We start from the raw sequence: 25,775 nt of genomic DNA on the forward strand, positions 1-25,775 counted from the left end.
GAGGCATGAGATGGGATGCACAAGCACTGATGCCGCGGCCCGGCAATGACGCCGGAAGCGTGGCATCACCGGCCCTGCTCCCCCTCGCCGGATTGGTCCGTTCGGTCACCACTCCCGAGTTCGCCGGCATCACCTTCCATGAGGTCACTGCCAAATCGGTGCTCAACAAGGTGGTTGCCGGTTCAAGGATGCCGTTCGAGTGGACGGTGAACCCGTACCGTGGCTGCAGCCATGCCTGCGTCTATTGTTTTGCACGCAAGAGCCACACGTATCTCGATTTCGACGCCGGCCTCGATTTCGACAGCCAAGTGGTGGTCAAGGTCAATGCCGCAGAAGTCCTCCGGAGAGAGTTGGCCAAGCCTTCCTGGGGCCGCCATCAGGTGGCCCTCGGCACCAACACCGACCCCTATCAGCGTGCGGAGGGCCGTTACCAGCTCATGCCGGGCATCATCACCGCATTGGCGGACTCCGGCACCCCGCTGTCCATCCTCACGAAGGGGACGCTGCTGGCCCGCGACATTCCGCTGTTGAAGAGGGCTGCCGCCCAGGTGCCGGTGGGTGTCGGCATCTCGCTTGCCATGACGGACGAAGCATTGTCTGAGGCCGTGGAGCCGGGCACTCCGGGCCCGAGGGCAAGGCTGAAACTGGTCTCCCGGCTACGCGATGCCGGGCTCCCCTGCGGTGTCATGGCCATGCCCATCCTGCCGTGGCTCTCGGACAGTGATGAAGCATTGGATTCCCTGTTCGCTTCCCTGGCTGCCGCGGGAGCTACGGGCGTCACCGCCGGAGCCCTCTACCTGAAGCCGGGCACCCGGGAATGGTTCATGCAGTGGATTGCCAAGAACCACCCGGAGCTGGCTGGCAGGTACCGGCGCCTCTACGGCACGGGATCCTACGCCTCCAAGGAATACCGCGCGTGGCTGGCGGCAAAGGTCCGCTACTTCAAGCAGCGGCATGGCTTTTCAAGCGGCCACGGTTTCAGCCACCGTGACCTTGAGGACGATCCCCGCGGCGAGGAAGCACAATATCCCGCCGGGAGCATTCCGCCTGCCCACTTTGCCGGTACACAGGAAAAGCCAGCTACAGATTCCCCACCGGCGGCCTCCGGCCTTAAGCAGCAGCCCACGTTGTTCTAGCGAACGCCTGGGGGAAATAGTTCAGCGGGGAGCGCTTGAACCCACGAGCGTGCCCAAGGATTCCAGGAGGGCCCGGACAATCGGGAAGTCCGCCGGGATCCACGGAAGGCTGAGAGCTTCGTCACGGTTGGTGGTGCTGATCCACCGCAGCAGGTCGTGGTCTTCGAGCGGCCGGGGCTCGCCGTCGGAAATTTCCGCAAGCCACACCCGCATACTCGCGCGCTCGTTCAGGCGCCAGCCAGCGGGCGTTGCGGCGGGCAGTTCCTCCCCGAGGCGGACCTCGACGCCCAGTTCTTCCCTGAGTTCCCGGTGCAGTGCGGCCTCGCTTTGTTCGCCGGCTTCCACTTTCCCGCCGGGGAACTCCCAGAGCCCGGCGAACTGCTCAGGAGCCGTCCGCCTGGCCACCAGCATCCGGGTGGGCTCCGCTAACGAGTCAAGGATTGCGCCGCCAACTACCTGTATCCGTCCAGTCACCCTTCCAGTCTATGGGGGACAATTGATGAGGCGCCCGCGGGCGTGCGCCACAATCCACTCCCCTTTCGAAAAAGCAGGCACATGAGCAGCGTCATCCAGTCACCCACCGCCCGGAAGACCCAGTCCCCCGGCATCGCGCCCGCCATCATTTCTCTGGCGATGGGAGGCTTCGGGATCGGCGTGACAGAGTTCACCATGATGGGCCTGCTCAAGGAAGTGGAAGTGGGCCTTGGCATCAGCACGCCGGAAGCCGGACACCTCATTTCTGCCTACGCCCTGGGCGTCGTGGTGGGCGCACCCCTGCTGGCCGCAGTCGGAGCCAAACTGCCGCGGAAACACCTGGCCCTTGGACTGATGCTCTTCTTCAGCCTTGCCAACCTGACCTCGTTCCTGGCCCCGGACTACGGCACCATGTTGGTCTCCCGCTTTGCCGCCGGTCTGCCCCACGGCGCGTTCTTCGGTGTTGCGGCTGTCATCGCCGCGTCGCTCGTGTCGCCCACCCGCCGGGGGTGGGCCATCTCCATGGTGATGGCCGGATTGACTGTCTCCAACGTCGTCGGCGTGCCGCTGGCCACGTGGGTGGGCCAAGCATTCGGCTGGCGCCTGCTGTTTGTCCTGGTGGGGGCCATCGGACTGTTGACCCTGGCGCTGCTCTGGAGGTTCGTGCCATTCCAGGCGGCGCACCCCGATGCCAGCATCCGGCGCGAACTCGGGGCGCTGAAACGGCTTCAGGTCTGGCTGGCCATCCTGATTGGCATTGTCGGCTTCGGCGGCTTTTTCGCCACGTACACCTACATAGCCCACACCATGACATCAGTGGCGGGCATCCCGTCGTCCCTGATCCCGCTGGTGGTCGCACTCTATGGGCTGGGCATGGTCGCCGGCAATATCGTTGGTGGCCGGATCGCCGACAAGTCCGTGATGGGAACCATCTACCGGGTGCTGCCCGGCATCGCCGTGGCGCTGGTGGTTTATGCCGTCGCTGCGCAATGGCCGTGGTCCGCGTTTGTCATGGTGTTTGTTGTGGGTGCGGCCGGCTCGATGCTGGTACCGGCACTGCAGACACGCCTGCTGGATGCTTCCCCGGACGCACCTTCACTCGCTTCCTCCCTCAACCACGCGGCGCTGAACGTCGCCAATGCACTGGGCGCCTTCCTGGGGGGTGTTGTGATCGCCTGGGGCTGGGGCTATGTTGCTCCAGCCCTTGTAGGAGCCGTCCTTGCCATCCTTGGCTTGGGTGTGGCCATCATCAGCGGGCTGCTGGAACGCAAAAAACCGCTGACCGCCTGATCCAGTGAATCGGCGGCCAGCGGCCAAGGGCTATGTCCCATGGCAGACTCAGGCTTTGGCGTCCTGCTCCCCCGCTTTGCCGGCCGGGGCTTCCGATGGCGCTGTGCCCCCGGTGTCCGCACGGTGGAGGTCAGGTTCCAGGTAAATGACGCGGGCGATCGGAACCGCCGCCCGGATCCTTTCCTCTGCTCCATCGATGGCCGCAGCGATGTCACGGCCTGCATCGGCTGCGCCGACGGAAATTTTCGCCGCCACAAGCAGTTCTTCCGGACCAAGGTGGAGGGTCTTCAGGTGGATAACGCGCGTCCCACCAGACTCGATGGCGCGGTGGATTTTGTCGCTGTCATCCTTGCTGGCAGATTCACCCAGCAGCAGCGACTTGGTTTCGAGAGCAAGAACGACGGCGATCAGCACCAGCAGGATGCCGATCATGCCGGTGCCGATGGCGTCCCAGACACCGTTGCCGGTCAGGAGGGTGAGCCCCACACCGAAGAGGGCGAAAATCAGGCCAACCAACGCGCCGAGGTCCTCGAGCAGGATTACGGGAAGTTCGGGCTGCTTCGCGGTACGCACAAAGCTGACCCAGGTCTGTTTCCCTCGCACGTGGTTCGATTCGATGATTGCGGTGCGGAAGGAAAAGGACTCCGCGATGATTGCGCCCACCAGGACTGCCAGCGGAACCCACCAGAAGGCGCCTTCGATGGCATGCGGGTGCTGCAGTTTCTCCCACGCCTCATAGAGGGCAAAGAGGCCGCCGACGCTGAACAGCACGATGGAAACGATGAAGGCGTAGATGTAGCGCTCGCGCCCGTACCCAAAGGGGTGCTCGGGACTTGCGGCCCGCTTGGCCCGATTGCCGCCCACCAGCAGCAGGATCTGGTTGCCGGAGTCAGCCAGGGAGTGGATGGCTTCGGCGAGCATCGAGGACGAAAGTGTCAGGATGTATGCGACGAATTTGAGGACGGCGATTGTCAGGTTTGCGGCAAGGGCCGCGACGATCGCCTTGGTACCGCCAGTTGCAGCCACGTGGGCTTCACCTCTTAAGGATTACAGGGCTGGGACAGGAAAAACGCGGCGCCGGCCACGGCTCCGCCCATAAACACCGTACCTGCCGAGGTGTGGGACACGCACCCCTTACAGGCCGTAAGGCTACTGACAATAAGGGGGCTGTGTGTTAGCTTGATGCAATATCGGGAAGATTTCGTCCCGGCGAATAAATAAGGAGGAGACATGGGTTTTCTTGCTTGGATTATTCTCGGCCTCATAGTGGGGGCCATTGTTAAGGCCGTAATGCCCGGCAGAGTGGGCGGCGGCTGGGTCACCAGCCTTGTTCTTGGTGTGGTTGGTGCAATTGTAGGCGGCTGGATTGGCAGCCTGCTTTTCAACAGGGGCGACCTTGCATTCTTTGACCTCGGCACGTGGATCCTCGCCATCGTTGGCGGCCTGGTAGTCGCCGGCGTCTACGGCGCAATCACGGGACGCAGCAAAAGCACGCGCGCACCCTGATTCCCGTCCTACTATTTAGAATTTCACCGCAAGGGCCCCGGATGAACATCCGGGGCCCTGCCATTTAAGTTGCGGATCGAACGTCCAGGCCACAGTCCCGCGGGATCAACCCGCTGATGCTGCCGCTGCGGACGATACCGGCAGGCCGCCCTGTTGGGACCGTGCGCTGGCATAAAGGCAGACCGTTGCTGCCGTACCGAGGTTGAGGCTCTCGGCCGCCCCGTAGACAGGCACTGCCACGCGGTGGTCAGCCAGGGCGAGTTCAGCCTCCGAAAGCCCTTGTGCTTCGTTTCCAAACAACCAGGCCGTAGGGCTTTCCAGTGGGTAGGCCGATTCGGTGGCGGACGCACCCAGCCGTCGGGCTGCGTTCTCGTCCTGCAGGGTGTCCAGGTTGAGGGTCCCGTAGCCATCCGCGGCCAGCAGCCCTATCCCCCGGGAACGGCACGCCGAGGCAACCTCGTCAATGTCGGCCCCAAGGACCACCGGCAGATGGAACAGCGAACCGGCCGTTGACCGGACGGCTTTGGGGTTGTAGATGTCCACGCTGGCTCCGGTGAGGACCACGGCGTCAGCTCCCGCGGCATCGGCTGCACGCAGCACTGTTCCGGCGTTGCCGGGATCGCGGACCTGGCAGAGGACCGCGATAAGGCGGGGACCGGCGTCGAGCACTTCCTCCAGGCTGACGTCAACAAAGCCGCAAACTGCGATGATGCCCTGGGGATTGACGGTGTCCGCCATGGCGGCCAGCACATCGTCGGTGGCCAGCCGCGCGGATGTCCCTTCGGCGAGGTCCTCGAACTCCGGGTAGCGGTCGAGGCAAGCTTCGCTGGCAAAGACCTCGTGCACCACTCCCGGCGCGCCGGCGGCCAGCCGCTGCTGGTGGAGGCGCAGGGCTTCGCGTACAGCCTGGGGGCCTTCGGCGAGGAACCGGCCCCGCTTTAAACGGGCCGGGCGCCCGGCAAGCCTTGCCACGTCCCTGACCCGATCAGCTCGGGGGTTTGAGAGTGGAAGGTCTTGCGGGCGCCCGGTTTCGTTCATATAAGAACCTTAGTTGCTGTTCAAGCAGGTTCTCGAACTACCCAGAACGGGAGGCTGTTAGACAGCCGCTTCGTCAGCAGCAGGCTTCTTAGCAGCCTTTGCCTTCGGAGCCTTGGCTGCCTTGGCCTTGGGGGCTTCAGCCTGGACGGCGGGAGCGGACGTGTCTGCGGGCAGGGAGTCCTTGGCAATCTTCACCAGCGCGGCGAAAGCATTGGCGTCGGAGACGGCCAGCTCGGCCAGCATGCGGCGGTCAACCTCGACCTCAGCGGCCTTCAGGCCCTGGATCAGGCGGTTGTAGGTGAGACCGTTGGCGCGGGATGCAGCGTTGATGCGCTGGATCCACAGGCGACGGAAGTCGCCCTTCTTCTTCTTACGGTCACCGTAGCTGTACACAAACGAGTGCAGCAGCTGCTCTTTGGCCTTGCGGTACAGGCGTGAACGCTGTCCCCGGTAGCCCTTTGCGCGTTCGAGGATAACCCGGCGCTTCTTGTGGGCGTTTACCGCCCTCTTCACACGTGCCACGTGCGTACTCCTTCAAATCTGATCCCAAGCGTCTACTACCGGAAACCCGGCCGGCCTGAGAAGGCTTTATGGTAGGTGGCTGCTGCCAGGAGGCAGGCGGCCAAAAAACTTGGAAATTAGATGCCGAGCATCTTCCGGATGACCTTGGCGTCGCCCTTGAAGACGATCTTGTCGCCGGCAAGGCGACGGGTCAGCCTGGAGGACTTGTGCTCGAGGTAGTGGCGGCGGTTGGCCTGCTGGCGGCGCAGCTTGCCGCTGCCGGTCAGCTTGAAGCGCTTCTTAGCACCACTGTGGGTCTTCATCTTCGGCATGGGAACCGATCTCCTTACGTATCCGCAGACAGGGTCTGCAGTTCTTTCGTGCAGCCGCCCCTGCGGGCGGCGTGCTGGTTGCTTGCTGCCGGAGGAGAGCCTCCGGCAGCTATGAACTAAGTAGTCTTCTTGCCAGCCGGCTTAGGCGCCGCTTTGGGGGCGGGGCGCGCAGCAGGCTTCGGCGCTGCGGGCCGTGCCACAGGCTTCGGCATCGGGACGGCGGCGGGCTTCGGCGCTGCCGGGGCCGGAACCGCTGCGGCCGGCTTGGCCGCTTCCGGAACCTTTGCTGCAGCGGGCGCCTTGGGGGCTTCCGGAGCCTTGACTGGCGCCGGTGCTGCCTTGGGGGCTGCCGCCTTGGGAGCTTCAGCCTTGGGGGCCTCAACCTTCGGGGCCTCAACCTTCGGTGCTTCCTGCTTCGGGGCTTCCTGCGGTGCGGCCTCCTTGACGGGAGCCTCAGCTGCGGGGGCGGCTTCAGCGGGAGTTTCAACCGGCGCCTCAACCTCGGGTGCCTCGGTCTCGGGCTCCGTGGTGATGGCGAAACCTTCCGGGAGAAGATCAGCCAGTGACTGCGTCAACGGTGCCTGGTCGTCGCCGGAGACGTCGATGCGTCCTGTGGCCTTGGCTTCGTTCTGCGCTTTGGCCTCCGCACGCTGCGTGGCGCGGCGTGCTTCTGCCTTGGCTTCTGCCTTGTTCTTCAGCGGACCCACAACCATGACCATGTTCCGGCCGTCGATGCGGGGGCTGGACTCAACAACGCCAACCTCAGCGACGTCGTCAGCAAAGCGCTGGAGCAGGCGGATGCCCATCTCCGGACGCTGCTGCTCGCGGCCGCGGAACTGGATCATTGCCTTGACTTTGTCACCCGCGCCGAGGAAGCGCAGTGCATGCCCGCGCTTGGTCTCGTAGTCGTGGGTGTCAATCTTCAGGCGGAACCGGATTTCCTTTAGAACTGTGTTCGTCTGGTTCTTCCGGGCTTCACGTGCCTTGACGGCGGCCTCGTACTTGTACTTGCCGAAGTCCATCAGCTTGCACACCGGAGGCTTCGCCTGAGGTGCAACTTCAACGAGATCAAGGTCGGACTCGGCAGCCAAACGCAGGGCATCCTCAATACGGACGATTCCTACCTGTTCACCTGCAGGGCCGACCAGCCGCACCTCGGGGACGCGGATACGCTCATTGATTCTTGGCTCGCTAATGTTAAAGCTCCTGTGATTGTTGTGGGGTATTCCACCGGCAAAATAGAGAAGGCCCCCAATTGCCGGAGCAATCGAAGGCCTCGAAGATCGGATGTGCGGTCCTCCGCGGAGGATGCACGCATCATCCCCGCAAAAGCTGGGTGACGCCCGACCAGGTACCCGGCAACCTTGCTTCCTGTGGAAATACTTCCTTCGGGAAAACGGCTGACGCGGGTGGGAGAGGACTCCGCTTGCAAACTGGCTGCCATTCTACAGAAAAAAACCCGCTCAGCGCATCCCAGCGCCGGTGGGGATCATCCATAACAAATAACGACATCCAGTCGGTCTGTGACAAGCTTACCAGTATGAGCACCCCAGACAGTAATTCACACGTTTACCAGGCTGCCGACGCCCAGGGGGACGTCGCCCAGCAAATCCGAGACATCTCCGAAGTTCCGGCCATCGAAGTTATTACCACCGCGGCCGTCCACCTCATGAGCGCAGCCGCAGTGAAGCTTGGCCTCGCTGCCGAGGACAACGCCGAGGAACTCAAGGACCTGGACGAGGCCCGGAAGCTCATCACTGCCCTCGCCGGGCTGGTCACCGCCGCCGCCCCGGAAATCGGGTCCCAGCATGCCGGCCCCTTGCGCGATGGCCTGCGTTCGCTGCAGCTGGCGTTCCGCGAAGAGTCGATCATCCCTGACGCCCCGGGCAAGGGTCCGGGCGAGAAGTACACCGGCGCGGTCAACTGACCAGCGCTCCCCCAAACTCCCATTCCCAAGCCCAACTAAGTGGCAGTAGATGTCGTTTTGGACGCTCAAAACGACACCTGCTGCTACCTAGTTGGGCAGGATGACGACGGCGGCGGGCTGACCATGGTGGCCACCCCGCCGCCGTCGTCAATTTTGCGGGTCGTCATGCGGGTGCCGTCAGGCAGCGGTGCGGCTGCGCCGGCGCTGCTGGAGCACCAGTCCCACGAGGCACAGCACAACGCCGGCGACGCCGACGGACACGAACCCGCCGGAGGACCCCATACCGTCAATAAAAATTCCCGCGAGCGGTGCGCCGAGTGCCACGCCGGCAGTCAGCGCGGAACCGTACCAGCCCATTGCCTCTCCGCGACGTTCCTCAGCCACCAGGTCCGCCACTTTCTCGGACGCGGCGGACAACACCGGAGCGCACAGGAGGCCGGGCAGGATCGAGACGAACGCCAGAGTCCACGTATCGTGCGCGAAGCCCATCGGGATGGTCAGGGCGGCCATTCCCAGAAGGAGGACAATCGGCGAGACCGGACGGTGCATCGCGCCATAAACGAGGCCGCCGACCACGGACGCGGCACACCAGAAAAGGAACACAATACCAATCTCGCTTTGGTGTCCGCCTGTTTCGAGAGCTGCGACGATGCCGACGTCCGTGCCGCTGAGCACCATCCCGGCGCCCGCCGCAACCGCAAAGACGGCCGCGACAGTGGCCGTGAACCACGCGAAGTTGTGGGCCACCCTTCCCCGGAGACCGGGTCCGCCATGGGTAGCGGCTGGCATCAGGTCTGCCGCCGCCTCCTGGACGTGGGCCGGTGCGGCGGAGACCACGGCAACTTCCGCTGCGTGGCGTTGGTCCGCCTCACATTCCTCGGTCTGGACGACGCTCCGGGTGGGCGGGTTGAACCACATCAGGAACAGCCCTGCCAGTGAGGTGGAGACGCCAACGATGGTCAGCCCGAGGACGGAGTAACCACTGGTAGCCACCACGGCTCCGACGGCGGGGCCGATCATGAACACCATCTCGGTAGTGATGGAGTCCAGGGCGAAGGCGGTCCGCCGCTGGTCGCCGTCTGCCAGGACGCCCAGGGACTGGCGGAGGACGCTGAAGATCGGGAGGGTCAGCAGCCCGCCGATGAAGACCAGCGGCAGCAGCCATTCGTACGTCACGTGGGGCACCGCAGACCAGATGACTGTTTCGGAAACCACCGACGGGATGAGGGCCCTGCGCAGGCCCACTGTGTCCACGCGCCGGCCGCGCCACGGCGCCCCGAGCGCTATGCCGATGGTCATCACGGCCGCGGCGGCCCCGGCGGCAGCGTAGCCTTTGTCCAGCGTCAGGACGATGTGCAGGGTCAGCAGGACGCCGGCGGCGGAGTGCGGGATACGGGCAATCATGCCTACGAGCAGCAGCCGCCTGATGGGGCGCACTGAGAGCAGCTCCCGGTATAGGGCGAAATTCACGGAAATTCCTTTGGTCTGCCGCGGGCAGCCCGAGGGGTCTCCCCGCTGACCGTCAGCTATTGAACAGCGCGCCTCAACTTGATTTCGATCGAGTCAACCCGCTCCCCAAACAATACATTCCTGGACCAGGCGGATTGGAGGCCGGCCACGAGCTCCTGGACCGCGGCGGCGTCAAGGCCGTCCTCAAGGTAAAGCACCACCTGCAGTTCGGGACCCGCGCCCCCACCCGGCAACGTGTCACCGATCCCAGTTGTTGAGGCGACGCCGGCCCCAGGCAGGAGTCCGATATTCCGGACGGCGGGGAATCTGGTAGCAGCCTCCGCTATTGTGGCGGCCACTTCGCGGTCCAGGTAGGAGGGCACCCAGGTGCGTTGCTGGGCCAGTGCCCACACGGCAGGACGACGGACCACAAACGTGACTTCAGAACCGGGATCCAGCACCAGGAGTTCGGCCTGTTCCGACACCGCGGAGAGGGCAGCCCTCGCGGCGTACACAGCCACCGGCCGGGCATCCGGGTGCCAGTTGGACAGCGCCTGGGCGGATGTGAAGGCGGGCATTGCGGTCCTGCCGTCGGCTGCCTTCAGCATCACGAGCGCCATGTCCGCTTGCTTGTCAGCCGTCAGGCCGTCTTCGCCTTCGGCTTCTTCCGCGAGCTGGGCAATGATGGGGATAAACACCCTTGCTGTCGCCAGCGAGGCGACGACGGCCGCCTCGTCTCCGCTTCCGTTCCGAAGCGCCGCAACCGCGGCGAGGTATCCGGCGTCGGCCGTTCCGTCGTCGTCCTCGAAGTTGTGGATCTTCCCGTCGTCCCCGGCCAGGCTTCGGCCCTGCCACGGCCGGCCCGCCGAGTCTGCCACTCCACCGGCTCCGGCGAGGGCTGCTGCGATGTGGCCGGGCAGGTGCCGCTGCGCCGGTCCGGCCGTGCCGGAAATGCTGCCGGAAGCGCCGTCCAGGCCAGGTGCAGTGCCGTTCGGTTCCATCCTGTCAGGCTGACCGGGGCTTAGCGGCGGCCGGCGACGTCGAGGGCTTCGGGCAGCGTGAAGGCTCCGGCGTAGAGGGCCTTGCCCACGATGGCGCCTTCGACGCCCAGCGGGACAAGGGAACGGAGCACCTTGAGGTCATCGAGGCTGGAAATGCCGCCGGAGGCCACCACGGGCTTGCCGGTCTTCTCCACCATCTGGCGCAGCAATTCCACATTGGGCCCTTGCAGGGTGCCGTCCTTGGTGACGTCGGTGACAACGTATCGGGCGCAGCCGGCTTCCTCCAGGCGGCCGAGGACCTCCCAGAGGTCACCGCCCTCCTTGGTCCAGCCGCGGCCTGCCAGCGTGGTTCCGCGGACGTCGAGGCCGACGGCGATTTTGTCGCCAAAGCGGTCGATGGCCCGGGCTGTCCATTCCGGGTTTTCCAGGGCCGCGGTGCCAAGGTTCACTCGTGCCACGCCGAGGTCCAAGGCAGCTTCCAGTGATTCATCGTCCCGAAGTCCGCCGGAGAGCTCCACCTTGATGTCCAGGCGGCCCACCACTTCGCGGAGGAGTTCTGCATTGGAGCCGCGGCCGAACGCGGCGTCGAGGTCCACCAGGTGTACCCATTCGGCGCCCTGCTGCTGCCAGTTGAGGGCGGCTTCCAACGGAGTGCCGTAACTCGTTTCGCTGCCGGCCTCACCCTGGACCAGCCGGACGGCCTGGCCGTTCACGACGTCGACGGCGGGGAGCAGTTCAAGAACCGGCAGATCGTTTGCGGTGGTCATCTCAGAATCCTCAGGTAGGTGTGCAGCTGTTAGTGGGAGGTGGCCCGGTGCGGGCTAGCTTCCGGGAAAGGTCAGCAGGGCGGCAGCCAGCAGGGACATGCCGGCCAGGACGTAGAAGCCAATTTGGGTCCAGAGCGGCTTGTGCTGCTGCCGGAAGGACAGGGCACCGCCCACCAGGAGGCCGGCGAGCCCCATCAGGACAATGGACCACATCTAGGCGTTGCCATCCGCGGGTGCAGGCTTCCGCAGGGCGTCCACCCAGTTGCGCAGGAGGCGGGCTCCGGCGTCGCCGGATTTTTCCGGGTGGAACTGGGTGGCGCAAAGCGGTCCGTTCTCCACGGCAGCGATGAACGGCGCACCGTGCTCGGACCAGGTGACCTTGGGCGGTGCCATGCGCGGCTGCACCACGTCAAAGTTCCATTCCTGGACGCCGTAGGAGTGCACGAAATAGAAACGCTGGTCCTCGACGCCTGCGAACAACGTGGACCCTTCCGGCACTTTGACGGTGTTCCAGCCCATGTGCGGCACGACCTCCGCCGGAAGGAGTTCCACCTTTCCGGGCCACTCCCCCATGCCTTCGGCCTCGGTGCCGTGTTCCACACCAGCCTCGAACAGGACCTGGAGGCCTACACAAATACCCAGCACTGGACGCCCACCGGCGACGCGCCGGCCGATGAGGCGGATGCCATCCACGGCTTTCAGTTCGCGCATGACCGTTTCGAACGCGCCGACGCCGGGGACCACGAGGCCGTCGGCGTTCAGTACGTCCTCGGGCTTGGAGCTGAGGATGACTTCTGCCCCGGCCCGTTCGAGGGCGCGCACGGCGGAACGGACGTTACCGGACCCGTAGTCGAGCACGGTGACGGTGGGCTTGCCTTCCGGTGATTCCGGCTTCTTCAGGGAAGCCGGGTCGATAACGGCTCCATCGCGGAGGATCTGGCCGCTCACAGGGCACCCTTGGTGGACGGAATGCCTTCTACACGGGGATCTGGCTCCACGGCTGCACGCAATGCACGGGCGAATGCCTTGAACTGTGCCTCGACGATGTGGTGCGGGTCCCGGCCGGCGATGACGTTCATGTGCAGGCAGATGCCTGCGTGCAGCGTGATGGCCTCGAAGACGTGCCGTGTCAGCGACCCGGTGAAGTGGCCACCGATCAGGTGGTACTCCTGGCCGGCAGGCTCGCCGCCGTGAACCAGGTAGGGCCGGCCGGAGACATCAACTACCGCGTGCGCCAGGGCTTCATCCAGCGGCACGGTGGCTTCGCCGAAGCGGCGGATGCCGGCCTTGTTGCCGAGGGCTGTGCGCAGGACTTCACCGAAGGTAATGGCGACGTCTTCCACGGTGTGGTGGACGTCGATGTGGGTGTCGCCGGTGGCCTTTACGGTCATGTCAATGAGCGAGTGCTTGCACAGTGCCGTGAGCATGTGGTCATAGAACGGGACCGAGGTGTCGATGTCTGAGACGCCGGTTCCGTCGAGGTTGATCTCCACGAGTACTGACGATTCGCTGGTGGCACGCTCCATGCGTGCGATGCGGGACGCGGCAGTGCTGGATCCGGTGGAACTCATGGTCATATGTCCTTTGCGAAGAAGGAGTGATTGCCGGCGCGCGCAGCGCGGCTAACTCAAGTTTAGGCGGGCAGCTTTGCCTGGCTCGCCAGGATGGCTTCCAGGGATGTGAGGAAGGCAGTGGTTTCTGTCTCAGTCCCGGCTGTGACGCGCAAATGGCCGGGGATTCCGACGTCCCTGATCAGGACGCCGGAGTCCAGCAGCTGCTGCCAGACGTCGTGGGGCCGGTCCAGTCCGCCGAAAAAGACGAAGTTCGAGTCCGAAGCGGCGGGTTTGAGGCCCATCCGTGTGAGCTCCGAGACGATGCGGTCACGCTGCTTCTTGATGTCCTCAACATCGGCCATCAGCGCCTCACGATGCTGGAGGGCGGCCAAGGCCGTGGCTTGCGTGACGGCGGACAGGTGGTACGGCAGCCGCACGAGGCGCAGGGCGTCCGTCACTTCGGGTGCGGCAGCCATGTAGCCCAACCGGGCTCCGGCCAGGGCAAAGGCCTTGCTCATGGTCCGGGTGACGATGAGGCGTTCCCGACCCGGCAGCAGGGTCAGGGCGCTCGGCGTACCGTCGTGGGCAAATTCGTGGTAAGCCTCATCCACAATCACGATGGTCTGGCTCTCCTCGCCGGCGGCGTACACGGCCTCCACAACATCCAGCCCCAGACCTGTACCGGTGGGGTTGTTGGGCGAACTCAGGAAAACGATGTTCGGCTGGAGTTCCTTCACCTGCAAGGCGGCTGATTCGGCGCTGAGGCCGTAGCCGAGCGCGCGCTGGCCGGCAACGTACTTTGTGTCGGTGCCGCTGGCCAGTAGGGGGTACATGGAGTACGTGGGAGGGAAGCCCAGGGCCGTGCGGCCGGGTCCGCCAAACGCCTGGAGGATTTGCTGAAGCACTTCGTTAGAGCCGTTGGCTGCCCAGATGTTGGTTGCGTCAAGACCGTGGCCAAGGTACTCGGCCAGCGCAACGCGGAGATCGGAAAATTCACGGTCCGGGTAGCGGTTCAGGCCGGCGGCTGCCTCGGTGACTGCTGCGCTGATCGCGGCCCGTACGTCCGCAGGAACGCCGTGGGTGTTTTCGTTGACGTTCAGCAGAATGGGAACATGCAACTGGGGAGCCCCGTACGGGGTCAGGCCACGGAGGTTGCTGCGGAGGGGAAGGCGGTTCAGACGCTCTAGCTGGTCATTCACCTGAACAGTTTAGTGCCGAAGCATGGACCCCGAAAATGTGACGGTCAGCGGCAGCGTCACTTCACAGGTACAAACAGCTGCTGGCCTGGCACGACAGCGCCGGCAGTGAGGTTGTTGAGCTGGACGATGTCCGCTATCACGTCACGGGGATCGCGCTCGGGCGCAACCGCTGCCGCGATCGCCCACAGCGACTCCCCGGACTGCACGGTGACGGACACTGTCGGTGTGACTGCGAGATCGGCTGCGGAGTCTGCTGCCTTGGCGGGGGCGTTCAAGAATCCCGCCAGCAGGAAGATCAGGACAGCGAGCAGGACCAGCGGGATGCCGATCAGGACCACCCGTCCGCGTCGCGTCAGGCGAAGGGGCGGCAACGGCTGCTTGCCGGGGCGGACCTGCGGGACTGACGTGAGGTGCTGTACCGAGACGAACTGCGGACGGGAGTCCTGCGATGCTGAAAACGCTGACATGAAATGAGCCCTCCTGGACCATGCTTTGCTGCCCGGAGTGTTCCTTCCGCTTGTCCGGCGAAGCGGACGTTCCCGAAGTATTCGAATCTTCGAACGCTTCCGGAAGCGAATAGAACACATGTTCGAACTTTGCTTCTTCTGTTTTAGCACTTATCAACGAACATTGTCGAGACTCGCTAGAACAAATGTTTGAAAAAGTGTTGCGGCTGGCCTACGTTTGAACCAAGGATCAACCACCCGAAGTACAGCCACCTCTGTAGTTGATCAGCAGGGTCTGACAATCAATGCCGGAGGCTCCCGGCACCCGGCGCCGGAGGCACCGGGGCAACGGAAAGGCATTGGCTAACATGGCAGCAGCAGCCGGCGGCAGGGCGACCCAGCGGGGTCCACAGCCCCAGAGGACTCCCAAGGGGCTGACTGCCCGTCAGAAGAAGATCCTGGAAACGATCCAGCGTTCAGTCAATGACAACGGATACCCCCCGTCCATGCGCGAAATTGGCGACACCGTGGGGCTGGCCAGCCTCTCCAGCGTGACGCATCAACTCTCGCAGCTGGAGAAGTTGGGATACCTGCGCCGGGACCCTAAGCGGCCACGGGCCATGGAGGTCCTGATGCCGCTCACCTTGGATGGCGGGACTGCCAAGGCTCCGGGCTCCGCCGCACCGGCAACCCTGCGGGGCATCAGCGGCGGGAAGGTAACGGAGCTTTCCACTGCCATGGATACGGCCATGGTTCCCCTGGTGGGCCGGATCGCAGCCGGCGGGCCGATCCTTGCGGACCAGGTGGTTGAAGACGTGATGCCCCTCCCCCGCCAACTGGTCGGTCAGGGCGAGCTCTTTATGCTCAGGGTGGCCGGAGACTCCATGGTGGACGCGGCCATCTGCGATGGCGACTGGGTGGTAGTGAGGCGCCAGGCCGACGCCGTGAACGGGGACATCGTCGCAGCACTCCTGGACGACGAAGCAACCGTCAAGACGTTCCGCCAGCGGGACGGCCACACGTGGCTGTTGCCGCAGAACACGCAGTACGAACCCATCCTTGGCGACCACGCCACCATCATGGGCAAGGTCGTTTCGGTTCTGCGTTCACTCTAGGTACAGTCCCCAGCAGCAAAAAGATCAGCTGGGCCCTCCCACAAGGGCTGGCTCAGCTGATCTTCGCAGTTAACTCAGGCGTGCTCTTTGGACAGCCGTTCCAGCGCCGCGAACGCGATCTTGCGATCTGTGGTAGGCCAGAAGGGCGGCAGCGCACCCCGGAGGAATCCGGCGTACCTCTCGGTGGCCAGCCGTGAATCAAGCACCGCCACCACACCTTTGTCCCCGGTGGACCGGATCAGCCGGCCGGCACCCTGGGCAAGCCGGATGGCGGCATGAGTGGCGGAGACCGACATAAAGCCGTTGCCGCCGGCCTGGGCGACGGCCCGGGAACGGGCAGTCATAAGGGGGTCGTCCGGCCGAGGGAACGGAATGCGGTCAATCACCACCAGCCGGCAGGAGCCCCCGGGTACGTCCACTCCCTGCCACAGGGACATGGTTCCGAAGAGGCATGTGTCGGGCTCGTCGGCGAACTGCTTGACCAAGGCGGTCATCGTGGAATCGCCCTGGCAGAGGATGCTCAGTCCCAGACGGGGCCGCAAGGCGTCGGCTGCTTCTTCTGCGGCGCGGCGTGAGGAGAACAGGCACAGTGCACCGCCGCCTGAGGCCCTGATCAGCGCCTCGAGCTCCTCCAGTGCCTCCGGGGACACACCGCGCCCGGGCTTGGGCAGGTGCCCGGCAACGTACAGTATTCCCTGCTTTGGGTAGTCAAACGGGGAACCGACGTCAATGCCCGTCCAGCTCGGGGCGCCCGGGCCCACAAGGCCCAGCCCGCCGGCGGCCGGCTCGAAAGCGGAGCCGATGGCCAGTGTGGCCGAGGTCAGCACCACGGTGTGGCCTTCGAACAGTCCCTCGCGAAGCTTCCCTGCGACGCTGAGCGGTGCGATGTTTATCAGTGCCGGTGCGGCGTCGTCGGGCTGCGCATAGCCTTGCTGCGGATCGAAGGTGCTGGCGCGCGAGAACCACACCACTTCCCGGTTCTCCCGGGCCACGATCAGCCGTTCACACAGTTCCAGGATGAGCATCAGGCGTGAGCGCGCGAGCTGGCGCCCGCCGTCGGCCGTCTGGCTGCTGTCCCCCTTCGAGTCGGACAGGGCAGCCCTGCAGGCGTCACGCAGTTGGTCGATGCAGTCCAGCTGCTCGTCATTTAGGCCGTTGGGAAGGAGCCCGTTGGGAACCCCTGCCAATGCCAGTTCCAGGTTGGCGGCCGCAGCGTTGAGGGCGTCCACCGTAATGGCCGTGTGCTTCCGCGCTCCGGCAGCCGCCGCATGGACCATCGCTACGGACAGCTGCCCGGACACCGCACCAGTCACCCGGTCCTGGAGTTCGTGCGCCTCGTCAACCACCACGACGTCGTATTCGGGCAGGACAGCCAGCCCCTCGAACGCGCTGACGGCGAGCATCGCGTGGTTGGTGACCACAACATCGGCGTCGGCCGCGTCCTGGCGGGCGAGTTCGCTGAAGCATTCAGCGGCCATCGGGCACTTCTGCGCCCCCAGGCATTCCATCGACGTCACCGAAACCTGCCGCCAGGCACGGTCCGTGACACCCGGGAGGAGTTCGTCACGGTCGCCGGTAGTGGTTTTTTGCGCCCAGTCGCGCAGCCGCACTACCTCTTTGCCCAACTGCGATGCCGGTCCCCCGAGAGCGGCTGCGAAGTGCGGCACGCTGGTGTCCTCGCCAAGGGAAAAAAGCTGGCCTTCGGAGGGTTCCTCCGAGGGAAACCCGCCTTCAAGCTTGTGCCGGCAGACGTAGTTGGAGCGACCCTTCACCAGCGCCACCTTGACGGGGCGGTCCAGGGCCGGGGTGATGGTCTTCAGCAGCCGCGGCAGGTCCCGGCCCACAATCTGTGTCTGCAGGGCCAATGTTGCGGTGGAAACCAAGGTGGGCTTGTTGCTCACCAGCGAGTGCGCAATGAGCGGAATCAGGTAAGCCAGCGACTTTCCCGTTCCAGTGCCGGCCTGGACCAGGAGGTGGTCGCCGGTTTCGATGGCACGGGCCACCTGCCTGGCCATCTCATGCTGGCCGCTCCGGCTTTGTCCGCCCATTCCGGCCACGGCGCGGTCGAGCAGTTCGATCACGAACTGCTCGCCGGCCGTGCCTGAAGGCTCACCTGCCACCGGTTCAGCCATTGCTGACGAATGATTCCAGTTCAGCCGCGAGGCCTTCCCGGACCATCACCACTGCCCGCGTTCCGTCCTCGCCATGGTCAAGGCTGAGGATTTCCGCGTCGGTGTCATGCAGTTTGCTGATCACGTCGCCACGATTGTAGGGAATGAGGAGTTCAAGCTTGACGCTGGGCCGCGGGATCGAGCTGCTGATCTCGCGCAGCAGCTCCGCGATCCCTTCGCCGGTCCGCGCCGACACCACCACATGGCGGGGTTCGCGCTGCTTGAGTCGTTCGATCACAAACGGATCCGCGGCGTCTGCCTTATTCAGGACGATGATTTCCGGCACCTTGCGGGCATCGACTTCGCTGAACACCTTGCGGACGGCGGCGATCTGGCCTTCCGGGTCCGGGTGCGAGGCATCCACCACATGCAGGATGAGGTCCGCGTCCGCTACTTCCTCCAGTGTGGAACGGAATGCCTCCACGAGCTGGGTGGGAAGCGAGCGGACAAAGCCCACGGTGTCCGCCAGGGTATAGCCCAGGCCATCCGCGGTCTCCGCCTTGCGCACGGTCGGGTCCAAGGTGGCGAACAACGCGTTCTCCACCAGAACGCCAGCGTCCGTCAGCCGGTTCAGCAACGACGATTTCCCGGCGTTGGTGTAGCCGGCGATGGCAACGGACGGCACTGAATTACGACGCCGGTTGGCCCGTTTGGTTTCCCGGGCCGGCTTCATCGCGGCGATCTCGCGCCGCAGCTTAGCCATGCGGGTACGGATCCGGCGACGGTCCAGTTCGATTTTCGTCTCACCGGGACCACGCGAACCCATACCGGCGCCAGCGCCGCCCACCTGGCCACCAGCCTGGCGGGACATGGATTCGCCCCAGCCGCGCAGGCGTGGCAGCAAGTATTCGAGCTGAGCCAGTTCCACCTGGGCCTTGCCCTCACGGCTCTTGGCGTGCTGGGCGAAAATGTCCAGGATCAGGGCCGTACGGTCAATGACCTTGACCTTGACGATGTCCTCCAGCCCGCGCCGCTGGGAGGGAGCCAGTTCGGCGTCAACCACTACGGTGTCCGCGCCGGTGGACATCACGATTTCCTTGAGTTCCAGGGCTTTGCCTGACCCTAGGAACGTTCCGGGGTCCGGTTTGGCTCGGCGCTGGACCATGCCGTCCAGGACTTCCGAACCGGCGGTCTCGGCCAACGCTGCAAGCTCACGAAGTGAGTTTTCAGCGTCCGCGAGCGTTCCTTCGGCCCACAGGCCAGCCAGGACCACGCGCTCGAGGCGCAACTGACGGTATTCGACTTCGGTGACGTCTTCGAGTTCCGTGGACAGCCCTGCCGTGCGGCGGAGTGCCCGGCGCTCTTCGAGGTCCTGCTGGTCGCCGTCGTAGGCGCTGTGTTCTTCTTCTAGGCGGGAGATCGCCTGGGCTTTGCCGAACACCGCCCTGCCGTCGCCTTCTGCGGCGGGGCCTCGTTTTGCCGGAACATCCTTGGAAAGAATCCGGTCGATGACAGCTTGGATTTCCTCCGGGCTCATATCCTGGGCTGCTGGATCGGATCCGGTGTTGGGCTGGCTGGTCATGGTCTCCTTTGAAGATTCGGCATTTCCAGAATAGTGCCGATTGCTGGTGAGTGGGGACGTATTCGCGCTGGGCTGACGGCTGGCGGTCATCCAGGACTCCTGTCTGTTGCGCACACCGTACAAGCGATGGCGTGCAGCGTAGGATCCACGCCTTCGAAAGGGTGGAGGAAGTGGTATGCGCAGGCAACGTCAGGAGGGGCGCAGCGGGAAGCTGGCTTCGAGTATTGCCCGGCGGTCGGACCAGCCGGCGAAAGCTTGGTCGATGACGCATCTGCGGAAGGTAGGAAACCTGCATCGCTGCGGGACATGGCTGCGGGACGGGTTCAACCCGTGCCGGCTACTCGAAGATCAGGAACATGCCTTCCAGATTAGCAGACCCGATCCCCCGCGGTTTCCCTTACGCTTCAGGGCCAACTAATCTGGCCAGTTATGGAGTCCGCACACTATTTCAGCGCATCGCCCGCAGGGCCCTTTACCCGCAAGCCGCTCACGGTGGATCTCGCTGGGGAAACGCGCACACTGCAGACATCCGGTGGCATCTTCAGCCCTGACGGGATAGACAAGGGCACCGCCGTCTTGCTCGCCGAAGTCCCGGCGCCGTCGCCGTCGGGAAACCTGCTGGACATCGGCTGCGGCTGGGGTCCGATTGCGCTCACGATGGCCCTGAAGTCGCCGGCAGCCCATGTCTACGCCGTGGACGTCAACGAGCGCTGCATCACGCTGACAAACGAAAATGCGGCTTCGCTCGGCCTGGGCAACGTGACGGCCAGCATGCCGGAGGATGTGGACCCGGAACTCCGCTTTGACACGATCTGGTCCAACCCGCCGATCCGGATCGGTAAGGAGGAACTCCACTCGCTGCTGAAGCTGTGGATTCCGAGGCTGGCGCCTGGCGGCTCAGCATGGCTGGTGGTGCAAAAGAACCTCGGCTCCGATTCCCTTCAGCGCTGGCTGTCCCAGGAGCTGGACGCCTCGTTCACCGTCACCCGGGAAGCCACGGCCAAATCCTTCAGGATCCTGCGGGTCAGGAAAGCGTCCCGCTAGCCACAATCACGGCCGGGCCGCTGAGTTCGACGTGCTCGTGCCCACCGGCTCCGGCAAAGAATTTAACGCCGACGACGCCGCCTGGCACCTTGACGTTCCAGGCGTCTGGTGCGCCGGCCCCGGCCCAATGCCGGATTGCCACGGCAGCGGCGCAGGCGCCTGTGCCGCAGGATTGCGTTTCGCCGACACCGCGTTCGTGGACCCTCATGGTGATGGTGCCTACGCCGTCGTGCACCAGCGGCTCCGCGGGGACCACGAATTCGACGTTGGTTCCGTTGACGGGTGTTGGATCGACATGCGGTGCGGTGAAGAGCCGGGTGGCTTCCAGCTCGGAAAGCTCGGCGAGGGCCACTACGGTGTGCGGGTTGCCCATGCTGACGGAGATGGCGGGGCGGGGTACTTCCAGGCCATCGGCTGTGACCAGGGAGTCCATGGCTTTGGCGGTGGCCGCGCCGGGGAAGATGAACTGCCAGGGGCCCATGTCGACGGCGTAGTCCTCGCCCGTGCGGACGACGGTCTTGACCCCGCCGCGGGTTCCGATGGTCAGGGCCCCGCCGTCGGGCAGGTCAACCAGGCCCTCGGCCCGGAGGAAGTGGACGAACACACGGACGCCGTTGCCGCACATCTCAGACAGGGAGCCGTCTCCGTTGCGGTAGTCCATGAACCATTCCGCGTCCGGTGTTCCTTCGAGCAGTTCCCGGCCCTCGGGCAGGTATCGCGATGGCACGGCGCGGATGAGTCCGTCGCCGCCTATGCCGCGGTGCCTGTCGCACAGCGCGGCCACCTGGTCTGCGGCAATAGTGTGGACACCGTCAGGGTCAGCGACCAGGACAAAATCGTTTCCTGTACCGTGCCCTTTAGAGAAGCGGAGTCCGCCCAAGGCGGCGAAGGCGGGCTCGAGAGTCACAGCAGGGGTAGCGTCCATGCTCCAAGGCTACCGGCCAAAGGCAGGGCCACAGAAACCCGCCCCCGGCCAGGGAGCTGCGTGGGTTCAGGTGCAGAGCGCCGCCGCGCGGGTTTCAAGGTCGGGATCCTGCCAGTCCAGCCAGTTGATCCGGGGATCGGCGCGGAACCAGGTCAGCTGCCGCCTGGCAAACTGCCGGGTCGCCACGATGGTCTCCTCGACGGCTTCCTCGACGGTGGCGCCGCCGTCGAGGACTTTGAGGAACTGGGAGTAGCCCAAAGCCCGCGGGGCCGTCTTGCCGCGGCGCAGGCCTGCCGCGTCCAGTCGGCGGACCTCTTCCAGCAGCCCCTTGTCCACCATGCTATGAACGCGCTGCGCCAGCCGTTCGCGCAGCTGATCCCGGTCTACGGCCAGTCCGATCTGGAGGGCGGGCTGGAAATACTCCCGCCGGGGCATGAAAGAACTGAAGGGCCGCCCAGTGAGCTGGTGGACTTCCAGCGCCCTGATGATACGCCGGGCATCTGAGACACGGTCGGCCGAAATGGGGTCGACGACACGGAGCCGGGCAAGGAGCGGCCCGGAACCTTCGGCCGCATAGTCCGCTTCCAGCTGGCCGCGTACGTCGGGGTCGGTTCCCGGGAACTCCAGGACGTCCAGCGCCGCACGGACATAGAGTCCGGAACCACCGGCCAGGATGGCACGCTTACCACGTTGGTGGATGTCTGCGATGATGGCGCGGGCCTGCCGCTGGAAGTCCGAGACGCTCGCTTCCTCGGTGACGTCCAGGGTGTCGAGCAGGTGGTGGGGAACTCCCCTGCGTTCGGCGGTGGTGATTTTCGCCGTGCCAATGTCCATACCGCGGTAGAACTGCATGGCGTCGGCGTTGACCACCTCGCCGTCCAGGGCCAAGGCCAGGTTGACAGCGAGGTCGGACTTACCGGACCCGGTGGGGCCAACAACGGCTATGACCGGTGGGCGTGCCACCGGTCAGGCGCTGCGGACCGGCAGGGACGGCATGCCAAGCGAAACCCCTGTGCGGCCGGCTCCGGTCTTTGCCGAGCCTGGGACCGGTGCGCCGCAGGAGTCGGCCTGCGACCTGTCCCAGGCGTCACCAGCTCGTGAACGCCGAAGGCTGTAGTCCTCCACAGTGGGGTCGGCCACGAGGTGGAACGCTGCGGCTTCGGTGATGGTAACCGTCACGAGGTCACCGGGGCGGGGCGACGGCGCCCCGACCGGGACTGAGAAATGCACCAGCCGCTGGTCCTGGGAGCGACCGGAGAGCCGGTGGGTTTCCCCGGCTTTGCGGCCGGACTGTGCGGTGACCATGACTTCCACCCTGCGGCCCAGCTGTTTGGCGTTTTCCTCCGCCGCGATTCTGTCCTGCAGGGCGGTAAGGCGCTCGAATCGTTCCTGGACGATGGCTTTGGGCAGCTGGTCCGGAAGGTCGGCCGCCGGGGTGCCCGGGCGCTTGGAGTACTGGAACGTAAAGGCAGTGGCAAAGCGGGATTTCTCCACGACATCCAGGGTGGCCTGGAAGTCCTCCTCGGATTCGCCGGGGAAGCCCACGATGATGTCGGTGGAAATGGCGGCGTGCGGGATTTTCTCTCGGACCTTGTCCAGGATGCCGAGGAACTTGGTGGACCGGTAGGACCGCTTCATGTCGCGCAGGACTTTATCCGAGCCGGACTGCAGCGGCATGTGCAGCTGTGGCATGACGTTGGGCGTTTCGGCCATGGCGTCGATGACGTCGTCGGTAAAAGCCGCCGGATGGGGGCTCGTAAACCGCACCCGTTCCAGGCCTTCGATCTCTCCGCAGGCACGCAGGAGTTTGGAAAAGGCCTGCCGGTCGCCGAACTCAACACCGTAGGAGTTCACATTCTGGCCGAGCAGGGTGACTTCAATGGCGCCGTCATCCACGAGGGCCTGGATTTCGGCCAGGATGTCGCCCGGGCGGCGGTCCTTCTCCTTGCCGCGCAGGGCTGGAACGATGCAGAAGGTACACGTGTTGTTGCAGCCGACTGAGATGGATACCCAGCCGGAGTAGACCGAGTCCCTCTTGGTGGGCAAAGTGGAGGGGAACACGTCAAGGGATTCGAGAATCTCCAGCTGCGCTTCGTTGTTGTGGCGCGCGCGGTCAAGAAGGGCGGGCAGAGCGCCCACGTTGTGGGTTCCGAAGACGGCGTCCACCCACGGTGCCTTCTTGAGGATCGTTTCGCGGTCCTTCTGGGCCAGGCACCCGCCGACAGCGATCTGCATGCCGGGGTTGGCCGCCTTCACCGGAGCCAGCATGCCGAGGTTGCCGTACAGCTTGTTGTCGGCGTTCTCCCGGACCGCGCACGTGTTGAAGACCACCACGTCGGCGTGGTCACCGTCTGCCGGCACGTAGCCGGCGTCCTCGAGCATGCCCGCCATCCGTTCGGAGTCGTGCACGTTCATCTGGCAGCCGAAGGTGCGCACCTGATAGGTACGCGGCTGCACGGCAGGGTCGGCTGACGGGACGGTACCGGATGCGGGGGAAGGAATGGTCAAACTCACCTGTTAAGGGTACCGGGTCGGCGGAAGCGCCGCTTCGCTGGCAAACCTACACAACCGATTACCCAAACCGGGGCGCCCACGACGCGGACGGGCTAGTCGTAGGGCAGACCATCCGCCGGACCGTCCTCACCCGCGTAGCCGGCGCGCGAGGCCAGCACCTCACCCACGATCCTGAATGCCTGCGATGGCTGGTATCCCTTGCGCGCAAGCATGGACGCGAGCCGCCGCGTGGTCTTATCCCGCTCTGACCGGTCCGCCAGGTCCGTGCCCGGACGGAGCTTCCGCTCCACAAGCACGCGGGCCGCGGCTTCCTCGTCCTCATCGGAGAGTTGTTCCAACGCTGCGGCGGCCGTATCAGAATCGATCCCCTTGTCGGCAAGCTCGCGGCGAAGAGCGCCCTTGGCCAGTTTCCGCGACTGGGCCCGACTGCGCACCCACATGTCCGCAAACTCGGCGTCGTCGATGAGCCGCACTTCCTGGAATCGGTCCAGCACGGACTCGGCAACGTCCTCGGGGATGTTGCGCTCCGCCAGCTTTCGCGACAGCTGCAGCCGGCTCTTGGCCGAACTGGTCAGCTGCCGCAGCACTATCGCCCGCGCAACCGAGGCAGGATCCGGTTCCGGGTCTGATGCAACGGAGGAATCCGGGCTGGGCCCGTCCGATCCGAAGCCGGAGCGTCCGCCGCCCCGGCCCCTCCGGCGTCGACCTGGGCCGGTGCCAACGCCCGGGCCCTGCCCGTCCACGAAGTCCGGGGTGTCCCTAGAAGCCGTCAACAGCCTTCAGCTTCGGTGTGTCCTTGGACTCCGCCTCGGCAGGCTTGACGCCAACCCCAAGCTTTTCCTTGATCAAGCGCTCAAGCTCGGCAGCGAGTTCCGGGTTGTCACGCAGGAACCGGCGGGAGTTCTCCATACCTTGACCCAGTTGGTCGCCGTCGTACGTAAACCATGAACCGGACTTCTTGATGATGCCGTGTTCCACACCCATGTCGATGATGCCGCCCTCGCGGGAGATGCCCTGGCCGTAGATGATGTCGAACTCGGCGATCTTGAAGGGCGGTGCCATTTTGTTCTTGACGATCTTGGCCTTGGTGCGGTTACCGACGGAATCGGCGCCTTCCTTGAGCGTCTGGATGCGGCGCACGTCGATGCGGATGGAGGCGTAGAACTTCAAGGCCTTACCACCGGTGGTGGTCTCGGGGGAACCGAAGAAGACGCCGATCTTTTCGCGGAGCTGGTTGATGAAGATGGCTGTGGTTTTGGTCTGGCTCAGGCGCCCGGTGATCTTACGCAGCGCTTGGCTCATCAGGCGGGCCTGCAGGCCGACGTGGCTGTCGCCCATGTCTCCTTCGATTTCCGCCCGGGGCACCAGCGCCGCCACGGAGTCGATGACGATAACGTCAAGCGAGCCTGAGCCGATAAGCATGTCCATGATTTCCAGGGCCTGCTCGCCGGTATCCGGCTGTGAGACCAGAAGGGCGTCCGTGTCCACGCCCAGCTTGGCGGCGTACTCCGGGTCCAGGGCGTGCTCGGCGTCGATGAAGGCGGCAATACCGCCCTGGCGCTGGGCGTTGGCCACGGCGTGGAGCGCAACGGTGGTCTTACCTGAGGATTCCGGTCCGTAGATCTCCACAACGCGGCCGCGGGGAAGCCCGCCAATTCCGAGGGCGACGTCCAGCGCGATGGATCCGGTGGGGATGACCTCGATGGGGGCGCGGACTTCGTCGCCCAGCCGCATAACCGAGCCCTTGCCGAACTGCTTGTCAATCTGTGCCAGCGCTGCGTCGAGCGCCTTTTGACGATCCGGGGCTGCCGCCATGGTTCACACCTCTAATGCTTTCTCATTGTGGAGTGGCCTCAGCGGCCGTT

The 25,775-nt window shown here is 64.9% G+C and carries 27 protein-coding genes; 6 read left to right on the forward strand and 21 right to left on the reverse strand.

The window, feature by feature from the left end:
- Positions 1-5: 5 nt before the first annotated feature.
- Entirely contained in the window at positions 6-1,136 is a 1,131-nt protein-coding gene (locus tag V9L17_RS16625) for an Rv2578c family radical SAM protein (protein ID WP_337352207.1), read from the forward strand.
- A gap of 21 nt (positions 1,137-1,157) precedes the next feature.
- Here V9L17_RS16625 and V9L17_RS16630 read toward each other — a convergent pair whose 3' ends face one another.
- Positions 1,158-1,610, reverse strand: coding sequence for a (deoxy)nucleoside triphosphate pyrophosphohydrolase (locus V9L17_RS16630; RefSeq protein WP_337352208.1), 453 nt, complete (start codon positions 1,608-1,610; stop codon positions 1,158-1,160).
- Positions 1,611-1,691: 81 nt separating this feature from the next.
- Here V9L17_RS16630 and V9L17_RS16635 point away from each other — a divergent pair, with 81 nt between their 5' ends.
- A complete protein-coding gene (locus tag V9L17_RS16635; RefSeq protein WP_337352209.1) occupies positions 1,692-2,900 on the forward strand; it encodes an MFS transporter in 1,209 nt (402 codons plus the stop codon).
- 48 nt (positions 2,901-2,948) lie between these two features.
- Here the strand turns inward: V9L17_RS16635 and V9L17_RS16640 are convergent, their stop codons facing one another.
- Positions 2,949-3,926 (reverse strand): cation diffusion facilitator family transporter, encoded by a 978-nt coding sequence (locus V9L17_RS16640; RefSeq protein ID WP_337352210.1) that lies wholly within the window; start codon positions 3,924-3,926, stop codon positions 2,949-2,951.
- Between the two features lie 204 nt (positions 3,927-4,130).
- Here V9L17_RS16640 and V9L17_RS16645 point away from each other — a divergent pair, with 204 nt between their 5' ends.
- Positions 4,131-4,406 carry a GlsB/YeaQ/YmgE family stress response membrane protein gene (locus V9L17_RS16645; protein WP_337347653.1) on the forward strand — a complete coding sequence of 92 codons (276 nt, stop codon included), beginning with the start codon at positions 4,131-4,133 and terminating at the stop codon, positions 4,404-4,406.
- A 105-nt stretch (positions 4,407-4,511) separates the two neighbouring features.
- Here the strand turns inward: V9L17_RS16645 and V9L17_RS16650 are convergent, their stop codons facing one another.
- The 4 genes from V9L17_RS16650 to infC form a co-directional block, all read right to left on the reverse strand.
- The gene (locus V9L17_RS16650; protein ID WP_337352211.1) at positions 4,512-5,444 is read right to left on the reverse strand and encodes a TrmH family RNA methyltransferase; all 933 of its coding nucleotides are present in this window, start codon (positions 5,442-5,444) and stop codon (positions 4,512-4,514) included.
- 57 nt (positions 5,445-5,501) lie between these two features.
- Positions 5,502-5,966, reverse strand: a complete 465-nt coding sequence (rplT, locus tag V9L17_RS16655) for a 50S ribosomal protein L20 (protein ID WP_337347651.1) — start codon at positions 5,964-5,966, stop codon at positions 5,502-5,504.
- Between the two features lie 116 nt (positions 5,967-6,082).
- Positions 6,083-6,277, reverse strand: coding sequence for a 50S ribosomal protein L35 (gene rpmI, locus V9L17_RS16660; protein WP_009358635.1), 195 nt, complete (start codon positions 6,275-6,277; stop codon positions 6,083-6,085).
- A gap of 116 nt (positions 6,278-6,393) precedes the next feature.
- Positions 6,394-7,431, reverse strand: a complete 1,038-nt coding sequence (gene infC, locus V9L17_RS16665; protein WP_337352212.1) for a translation initiation factor IF-3 — start codon at positions 7,429-7,431, stop codon at positions 6,394-6,396.
- A 386-nt stretch (positions 7,432-7,817) separates the two neighbouring features.
- Between infC and V9L17_RS16670 the strand changes: the two genes are divergently transcribed.
- Positions 7,818-8,204: a DUF1844 domain-containing protein gene (locus V9L17_RS16670; RefSeq protein ID WP_310166219.1), complete on the forward strand. Its 387-nt coding sequence runs from the start codon at positions 7,818-7,820 to the stop codon at positions 8,202-8,204.
- Positions 8,205-8,381: 177 nt separating this feature from the next.
- On the opposite strand, the gene V9L17_RS16675 is transcribed toward V9L17_RS16670, so the two are convergent.
- The 8 genes from V9L17_RS16675 to V9L17_RS16710 form a co-directional block, all read right to left on the reverse strand.
- Positions 8,382-9,674 (reverse strand): MFS transporter, encoded by a 1,293-nt coding sequence (locus V9L17_RS16675; protein ID WP_337352213.1) that lies wholly within the window; start codon positions 9,672-9,674, stop codon positions 8,382-8,384.
- A gap of 56 nt (positions 9,675-9,730) precedes the next feature.
- The gene (locus V9L17_RS16680) at positions 9,731-10,654 is read right to left on the reverse strand and encodes an SseB family protein (protein WP_337352214.1); all 924 of its coding nucleotides are present in this window, start codon (positions 10,652-10,654) and stop codon (positions 9,731-9,733) included.
- Positions 10,655-10,674: 20 nt separating this feature from the next.
- Entirely contained in the window at positions 10,675-11,421 is a 747-nt protein-coding gene (priA, locus tag V9L17_RS16685) for a bifunctional 1-(5-phosphoribosyl)-5-((5-phosphoribosylamino)methylideneamino)imidazole-4-carboxamide isomerase/phosphoribosylanthranilate isomerase PriA (protein WP_066285946.1), read from the reverse strand.
- A gap of 54 nt (positions 11,422-11,475) precedes the next feature.
- Positions 11,476-11,634, reverse strand: a complete 159-nt coding sequence (locus tag V9L17_RS16690) for a hypothetical protein (RefSeq protein ID WP_337347646.1) — start codon at positions 11,632-11,634, stop codon at positions 11,476-11,478.
- Positions 11,635-12,369 (reverse strand): imidazole glycerol phosphate synthase subunit HisH, encoded by a 735-nt coding sequence (gene hisH / locus V9L17_RS16695; RefSeq protein WP_337352215.1) that lies wholly within the window; start codon positions 12,367-12,369, stop codon positions 11,635-11,637.
- Complete coding sequence (gene hisB, locus V9L17_RS16700) at positions 12,366-12,992, reverse strand: imidazoleglycerol-phosphate dehydratase HisB (protein ID WP_337352216.1); 627 nt, start codon at positions 12,990-12,992, stop codon at positions 12,366-12,368. Before hisB ends, hisH begins: the two co-directional genes overlap by 4 nt.
- A 62-nt stretch (positions 12,993-13,054) precedes the next feature.
- Positions 13,055-14,173, reverse strand: coding sequence for a histidinol-phosphate transaminase (locus V9L17_RS16705; protein WP_337352217.1), 1,119 nt, complete (start codon positions 14,171-14,173; stop codon positions 13,055-13,057).
- A gap of 56 nt (positions 14,174-14,229) precedes the next feature.
- On the reverse strand, positions 14,230-14,640 hold the full coding sequence (locus V9L17_RS16710) for a LysM peptidoglycan-binding domain-containing protein (protein WP_337352218.1): 411 nt from the start codon (positions 14,638-14,640) through the stop codon (positions 14,230-14,232).
- Between the two features lie 347 nt (positions 14,641-14,987).
- On the opposite strand from V9L17_RS16710, the gene lexA reads away from it, so the two are divergent.
- Positions 14,988-15,734, forward strand: a complete 747-nt coding sequence (gene lexA / locus V9L17_RS16715) for a transcriptional repressor LexA (RefSeq protein WP_337352219.1) — start codon at positions 14,988-14,990, stop codon at positions 15,732-15,734.
- A gap of 74 nt (positions 15,735-15,808) precedes the next feature.
- Here the strand turns inward: lexA and V9L17_RS16720 are convergent, their stop codons facing one another.
- Together V9L17_RS16720 and hflX are read right to left on the reverse strand one after the other, a co-directional pair.
- Positions 15,809-17,866 (reverse strand): ATP-dependent DNA helicase, encoded by a 2,058-nt coding sequence (locus tag V9L17_RS16720; RefSeq protein WP_337352220.1) that lies wholly within the window; start codon positions 17,864-17,866, stop codon positions 15,809-15,811.
- Positions 17,859-19,427 carry a GTPase HflX gene (gene hflX, locus V9L17_RS16725; RefSeq protein WP_337347639.1) on the reverse strand — a complete coding sequence of 523 codons (1,569 nt, stop codon included), beginning with the start codon at positions 19,425-19,427 and terminating at the stop codon, positions 17,859-17,861. Before hflX ends, V9L17_RS16720 begins: the two co-directional genes overlap by 8 nt.
- A gap of 429 nt (positions 19,428-19,856) precedes the next feature.
- On the opposite strand from hflX, the gene V9L17_RS16730 reads away from it, so the two are divergent.
- Complete coding sequence (locus tag V9L17_RS16730) at positions 19,857-20,471, forward strand: class I SAM-dependent methyltransferase (protein ID WP_337347638.1); 615 nt, start codon at positions 19,857-19,859, stop codon at positions 20,469-20,471.
- Here V9L17_RS16730 and dapF read toward each other — a convergent pair.
- From dapF to recA, 5 genes are all read right to left on the reverse strand, one after another.
- Positions 20,452-21,396: a diaminopimelate epimerase gene (gene dapF, locus V9L17_RS16735; RefSeq protein ID WP_337352221.1), complete on the reverse strand. Its 945-nt coding sequence runs from the start codon at positions 21,394-21,396 to the stop codon at positions 20,452-20,454. The two genes, V9L17_RS16730 and dapF, sit on opposite strands and share 20 nt — an antisense overlap.
- Positions 21,397-21,462: 66 nt before the next feature.
- Complete coding sequence (gene miaA, locus V9L17_RS16740; RefSeq protein WP_337352222.1) at positions 21,463-22,359, reverse strand: tRNA (adenosine(37)-N6)-dimethylallyltransferase MiaA; 897 nt, start codon at positions 22,357-22,359, stop codon at positions 21,463-21,465.
- 3 nt (positions 22,360-22,362) lie between these two features.
- Positions 22,363-23,910, reverse strand: a complete 1,548-nt coding sequence (gene miaB, locus V9L17_RS16745; protein WP_337352223.1) for a tRNA (N6-isopentenyl adenosine(37)-C2)-methylthiotransferase MiaB — start codon at positions 23,908-23,910, stop codon at positions 22,363-22,365.
- A 92-nt stretch (positions 23,911-24,002) separates the two neighbouring features.
- Positions 24,003-24,500: a regulatory protein RecX gene (locus tag V9L17_RS16750; protein WP_337352252.1), complete on the reverse strand. Its 498-nt coding sequence runs from the start codon at positions 24,498-24,500 to the stop codon at positions 24,003-24,005.
- Between the two features lie 169 nt (positions 24,501-24,669).
- On the reverse strand, positions 24,670-25,725 hold the full coding sequence (gene recA, locus V9L17_RS16755; RefSeq protein WP_337352224.1) for a recombinase RecA: 1,056 nt from the start codon (positions 25,723-25,725) through the stop codon (positions 24,670-24,672).
- Positions 25,726-25,775 lie beyond the last annotated feature (50 nt).

Source organism: Pseudarthrobacter sp. CCNWLW207, assembly GCF_037203945.1.
Lineage (GTDB): Bacteria > Actinomycetota > Actinomycetes > Actinomycetales > Micrococcaceae > Arthrobacter.

Bases quoted from the DNA above. Each gene is read 5' to 3' on its own strand.
- hisB (WP_337352216.1), bottom strand. From the start codon at position 12,992: ATGAGTTCCACCGGATCCAGCACTGCCGCGTCCCGCATCGCACGCATG.
- dapF (WP_337352221.1), bottom strand. From the start codon at position 21,396: ATGGACGCTACCCCTGCTGTGACTCTCGAGCCCGCCTTCGCCGCCTTG.
- rpmI (WP_009358635.1), bottom strand. From the start codon at position 6,277: ATGCCGAAGATGAAGACCCACAGTGGTGCTAAGAAGCGCTTCAAGCTG.
- V9L17_RS16645 (WP_337347653.1), top strand. From the start codon at position 4,131: ATGGGTTTTCTTGCTTGGATTATTCTCGGCCTCATAGTGGGGGCCATT.
- V9L17_RS16720 (WP_337352220.1), bottom strand. From the start codon at position 17,866: ATGGCTGAACCGGTGGCAGGTGAGCCTTCAGGCACGGCCGGCGAGCAG.
- V9L17_RS16635 (WP_337352209.1), top strand. From the start codon at position 1,692: ATGAGCAGCGTCATCCAGTCACCCACCGCCCGGAAGACCCAGTCCCCC.
- recA (WP_337352224.1), bottom strand. From the start codon at position 25,725: ATGGCGGCAGCCCCGGATCGTCAAAAGGCGCTCGACGCAGCGCTGGCA.
- V9L17_RS16730 (WP_337347638.1), top strand. From the start codon at position 19,857: ATGGAGTCCGCACACTATTTCAGCGCATCGCCCGCAGGGCCCTTTACC.
- V9L17_RS16625 (WP_337352207.1), top strand. From the start codon at position 6: ATGAGATGGGATGCACAAGCACTGATGCCGCGGCCCGGCAATGACGCC.
- V9L17_RS16650 (WP_337352211.1), bottom strand. From the start codon at position 5,444: ATGAACGAAACCGGGCGCCCGCAAGACCTTCCACTCTCAAACCCCCGA.
- V9L17_RS16690 (WP_337347646.1), bottom strand. From the start codon at position 11,634: ATGTGGTCCATTGTCCTGATGGGGCTCGCCGGCCTCCTGGTGGGCGGT.
- V9L17_RS16680 (WP_337352214.1), bottom strand. From the start codon at position 10,654: ATGGAACCGAACGGCACTGCACCTGGCCTGGACGGCGCTTCCGGCAGC.
- V9L17_RS16670 (WP_310166219.1), top strand. From the start codon at position 7,818: ATGAGCACCCCAGACAGTAATTCACACGTTTACCAGGCTGCCGACGCC.
- priA (WP_066285946.1), bottom strand. From the start codon at position 11,421: ATGACCACCGCAAACGATCTGCCGGTTCTTGAACTGCTCCCCGCCGTC.
- V9L17_RS16710 (WP_337352218.1), bottom strand. From the start codon at position 14,640: ATGTCAGCGTTTTCAGCATCGCAGGACTCCCGTCCGCAGTTCGTCTCG.
- lexA (WP_337352219.1), top strand. From the start codon at position 14,988: ATGGCAGCAGCAGCCGGCGGCAGGGCGACCCAGCGGGGTCCACAGCCC.
- hflX (WP_337347639.1), bottom strand. From the start codon at position 19,427: ATGACCAGCCAGCCCAACACCGGATCCGATCCAGCAGCCCAGGATATG.